Origin of the sequence: Pseudonocardia sp., from assembly GCF_025965585.1 — a bacterium.
Taxonomy (GTDB): domain Bacteria; phylum Actinomycetota; class Actinomycetes; order Mycobacteriales; family Pseudonocardiaceae; genus Pseudonocardia.
Genome location: NZ_JAOPWR010000290.1, coordinates 1 through 3,751 on the forward strand (window position 1 = coordinate 1; position 3,751 = coordinate 3,751).

At 70.0% G+C, this 3,751-nt stretch carries 3 protein-coding genes and 1 tRNA gene; 2 read left to right on the forward strand and 2 right to left on the reverse strand.

Features of this window, described 5'->3' with window-relative positions; translation table 11 throughout:
* Both JWR81_RS18100 and JWR81_RS18105 read left to right on the forward strand, forming a co-directional pair.
* On the forward strand, positions 1-852 hold an 852-nt coding region (locus JWR81_RS18100; RefSeq protein ID WP_297653770.1), incomplete at its 5' end, for a histidine kinase.
* A 213-nt stretch (positions 853-1,065) separates the two neighbouring features.
* Positions 1,066-1,139, forward strand: a tRNA-Pro gene (locus JWR81_RS18105).
* Between the two features lie 113 nt (positions 1,140-1,252).
* Here the strand turns inward: JWR81_RS18105 and JWR81_RS18110 are convergent.
* Positions 1,253-2,458, reverse strand: coding sequence for a site-specific integrase (locus JWR81_RS18110; RefSeq protein WP_297653774.1), 1,206 nt, complete (start codon positions 2,456-2,458; stop codon positions 1,253-1,255).
* A 150-nt stretch (positions 2,459-2,608) separates the two neighbouring features.
* Entirely contained in the window at positions 2,609-3,676 is a 1,068-nt protein-coding gene (locus JWR81_RS18115; protein WP_297653776.1) for an integrase core domain-containing protein, read from the reverse strand.
* Positions 3,677-3,751 lie beyond the last annotated feature (75 nt).

Sequence of the window (3,751 nt, forward strand, 5' to 3'; positions counted from 1 at the left end):
ACGCCCGTGCTGCTCACCCAGGACCTCGCGTGGCAGCGCGTAGCGCTCACCGTCGTGTTCGTGGGCCTGTACGCCGTGGCGCCCGCGTTCGTCGGGCTGATGGTGGACACCCGCGAGAAGCTGACCCGCAGCCTCCGCGAGCTCGAGCGCGTCCGCGAGGACGCCGTCGTCGCCTCGCAGGACGCGGCCCGCGCGCAGGAACGGGCCCGCATCGGACGGGAGATCCACGACGCCGTCGGCCACCACGCCACCCTGATCGCCGTCGGCGCCTCCGCGCTCGCCGCCTCCACCGCGGAGCCGTCCACGCGCGAGGCCGCCGACCGCATCCGCGCGCTTGCCAAGCGGGCGCTCGCGGAGATGCGCGTCGCCCTCGGCCTCGTCGACGGCGGCGGTGAGCAGGGCGCCGGGCTCGCCGAGATGTCCGCGCTCGTCGCCGGGGCCCGCGCGGCAGGCGTCGACGTCGAGATCACCCACCACGGTGCGCAGTCGGAGCTGGCTCCGGGCGTGGGCCGGGCCGTGTACCGGGTGGTGCAGGAGTCGCTGACCAACGCGGCCCGCCACGCGTCCGGGGCCCCCGTCCGGGTGGACCTGACCTGGCATCCCGACGAGCTGCACGTCCAGGTGCTCAACGCCGCCCCGCCGCGCCGGCGCCGCCGCGAGGCCTTCGCCTCGGGTGGCGCAGGTCTCACCGGCCTGGCCGAGCGGGTGGTGACGGTCGGCGGGGCCCTGTCGGCGGGCACCACGCCGGCAGGCGGGTTCGTGGTCCGCGCGACGTTCGCGCTGGCCTGCCCCGTGGTGCCATCCGTCGTCCGAACGGCGGAGAGCCCCGAGCCGGCCTTCCAGCGACCGTAGTTACCAGCGCGTACCCACGAAAGTCGCCTCCGACGGGGCGACGTTGGGCGGTGGTGCGGAACGGACGTCCGGCTCAGACTGGGCGCTGTCGCAGCTGACGGGCAACCGGCGGCGGACAGCAGGGGCGGCTACCTCGCTCCGTGGGGAGCCACGACCGGCCGGAAGGGCCCGAAGGACCGTGTTGTAGGGTTGTCGAGCCCCCTCGGGGGCGGCCGGGACGTGGCGCAGCTTGGTAGCGCACTTGACTGGGGGTCAAGGGGTCGCAGGTTCAAATCCTGTCGTCCCGACGGCCATGATGGGCGGTTCCCTTCGACGGGGGGACCGCCCATCATGCTTTTGAGCTGCCGAAACCTGTGCGGTCCCTTGTTCCTGCTGACCGGGCATAGCGGTTGTTCATGATCTACATCGCTTCGGGCTGGGGACCGTTCGGGGACCGCGGGGCTCGCAGGTACGCGGTGAGTGCGTCACCGGCATCGGTGATGCTGTGTCGGGTGGGGTGCAGGTACCGCTGGGTCGTCGTGAGCGATCCGTGGCCGGCGATGACGCGCAGGACGTGCACGGGGACGCCGGCATCGGCCATCCAGGTCAGTCCGGTGTGGCGCAGGGCGTGGCGGCGGAGGTGCTCGAGGCCGAGGGAGCTCACGACCTCGTCCCAGTGGGTCGCGTCCCGGAGGACCGCAGTGGTGATGCGGCCGCCCCGGGGTCCGGTGAACAGTCGCGCGTCTTCCCGGCCCTGAACGGCGTCGATCCTGTGCTGGACGAGGTCTCGGACGTCAGCGATGAGTGGGACGGCTCGTGCCCGCTTGCCCTTGGTGCCCTTGTCGACGAGCCCGCCGGGTGATGGGGTGGTCTGGCGCCGTACCGTCCACAGCCAGTTCGTCGTGTCGATATCGCCGATGCGGCAGCCCGACACCTCTCCGATGCGCGCCGCGGTGCACGCGGCGAAGATCGTGACGTCGCCCCAGCCACGATGCTGGTCGGCCGATCTTGCGACGAGCGCGTCTGCGAGCCGGGTGAGCGTCGCCCAGTCGGGCAGAGCCAGGGAGCGCGGATCATCGAGTTCGTCCTCGGCTTTGCGGAACTGATGCTGCCAGCCAGTGATGCGCGCCGGGTTGCGTTCGAGGATGCCGTCTCGGACGGCCTGCTCCATGACGCGGACCAGAACAGCAAGGCTGTTCTTGATCGTGGAGCGGCTGCTGTCGTCGGCGATCCAGGTGTTGGCGGCTCGGTCGACGGCGCCGTGGGTGATCATCCGAGGTGTGAGGTGGCCGAGAGAGGGAACCACCCGTCGGCGCCAGCCCGCCAGATACGGGTCCAGTGTTTTCGCCTCCAATCCCCGCATGGCCAACGGCATTACAGAATTGCCGTATTCGGCGAGGGTCATCGTCGCGGTTTCCGGATGTACGCCTGCCATTGCCAGTCGTTGCATCTGATCCAGCCATGCATGTGCCCGTTCCTCTGCGATGAACGCTTCGGACTTCGATCTACGTTTCCCCGAAGCGGGGTCGGTCCATCGGACTCGGGCTCGGTAGCGGAGGGGTCGATCTGGCCGGTCCTCGATCGCGCCACGAACGGTGACGCCGACTGGGATGCCGGGCGTGCTCATGCGGCGGTGCCAGGGTCAACGCGCTGCTGGCTCAACCACTGTTCGACATCCGAGCGGGCATAGATGGTGTGGCGAGCGGACACCCTGACGAACGGGGGGCCCTCCGGTGGGCGGGCGCATCGCCTGTGGGTGCCCGAAACTCCGCTCACGTCATGCGGCCTGCTGATATTCATGGAGGAGGCCGCCGAGCCGGTCGTGGCGGCGGACGCGGGTGAGGTCGGTCTGGCGGTGTTCCGGGAGCGCACGTAGGGGAGCGGCCTGTGCCAGTGCGCGGTGTGGGCGATGGTGGTTGAAGTAGCTCTCGTACTCGGCCATGACCGAGACTGCGTGGCGCTGGTTGACGATGAGGATCCGATCGAGGAGTTCGCGGCGGATGCTGCCCACGAATCGCTCGGCGATGGCGTTCGCCCGTGGCGCCTGGACCGGAGTTTTGATCACCTGGATCCCCGCGCCAGTCAAGACCGCATCGAACATGGCGGTGAACTTGGCGTCGCGGTCGCGAATGAGGAACCGGCAGCGCTTGCCGGCATCGTCGAGGTCCATCGCGAGGTTGCGCGCTTGTTGGGTCAGCCATGTCCCGGTCGGATGGGCTGTGACACCGAGGATGTGTACCTGGCGGGTGGCGTGCTCGACCACGAGGAAGACGTAGAGCCGGGTCAGGGTGATGGTGTCGAGGTGGAACAAGTCGCAGGCCAGGATCCCGCGGGCCTGGGCGCGGAGGAACTGAGCCCAGGTCGGTCCGGACCGCCGTGGCGAGGGGTCGATGCCGGCGGCCTTGAGGATCTTCCAGACGGTGGAGGCGCCGATCTGGTAGCCGAGGCCGGCGAGTTCGCCGTGCACGCGCCGGTAGCCCCAGCTCGGGTTCTCGGTGGCCAGGCGCACCGCCAGTGCCCGTAGGCCGGCTGGGATGGGTGGTCGACCGGGCCGGCGGTGGTTGGTGGTCCAGCAGCTGGCTGCGAGCTTTCGGTGCCAGCGCAGGATCGTGGCTGGCGTGACGAGAAGACTGATCCGGCGGTGGCGGGGGAGTCGGTGGACGAGAGCGGCGATCAGTGCCCGGTCGGCCCAGGAGATTCGAGCTCGCCGGGTCTGGCGGTTGAGTACGGCGAGCTGGTGGCGCAGCACGAGGATCTCGATGTCCTTGTCCGCGTCGGTGCGGGCGAGCAACACCAGCCAGCCCAGCAGCCGGGACACGATCAGGTACGTCAGTCGGAGCGCCACCAGGCGATCATGCCGAGCCGTGGTGGGTGTCGAACCCGCAGGTCACGGTCGTCGGCCGAGTTCCGGGCACTCACA

Excerpts from the sequence above, each read along its gene's own strand:
- JWR81_RS18110 (WP_297653774.1), bottom strand. The coding sequence starts at position 2,458 with ATGAGCACGCCCGGCATCCCAGTCGGCGTCACCGTTCGTGGCGCGATC.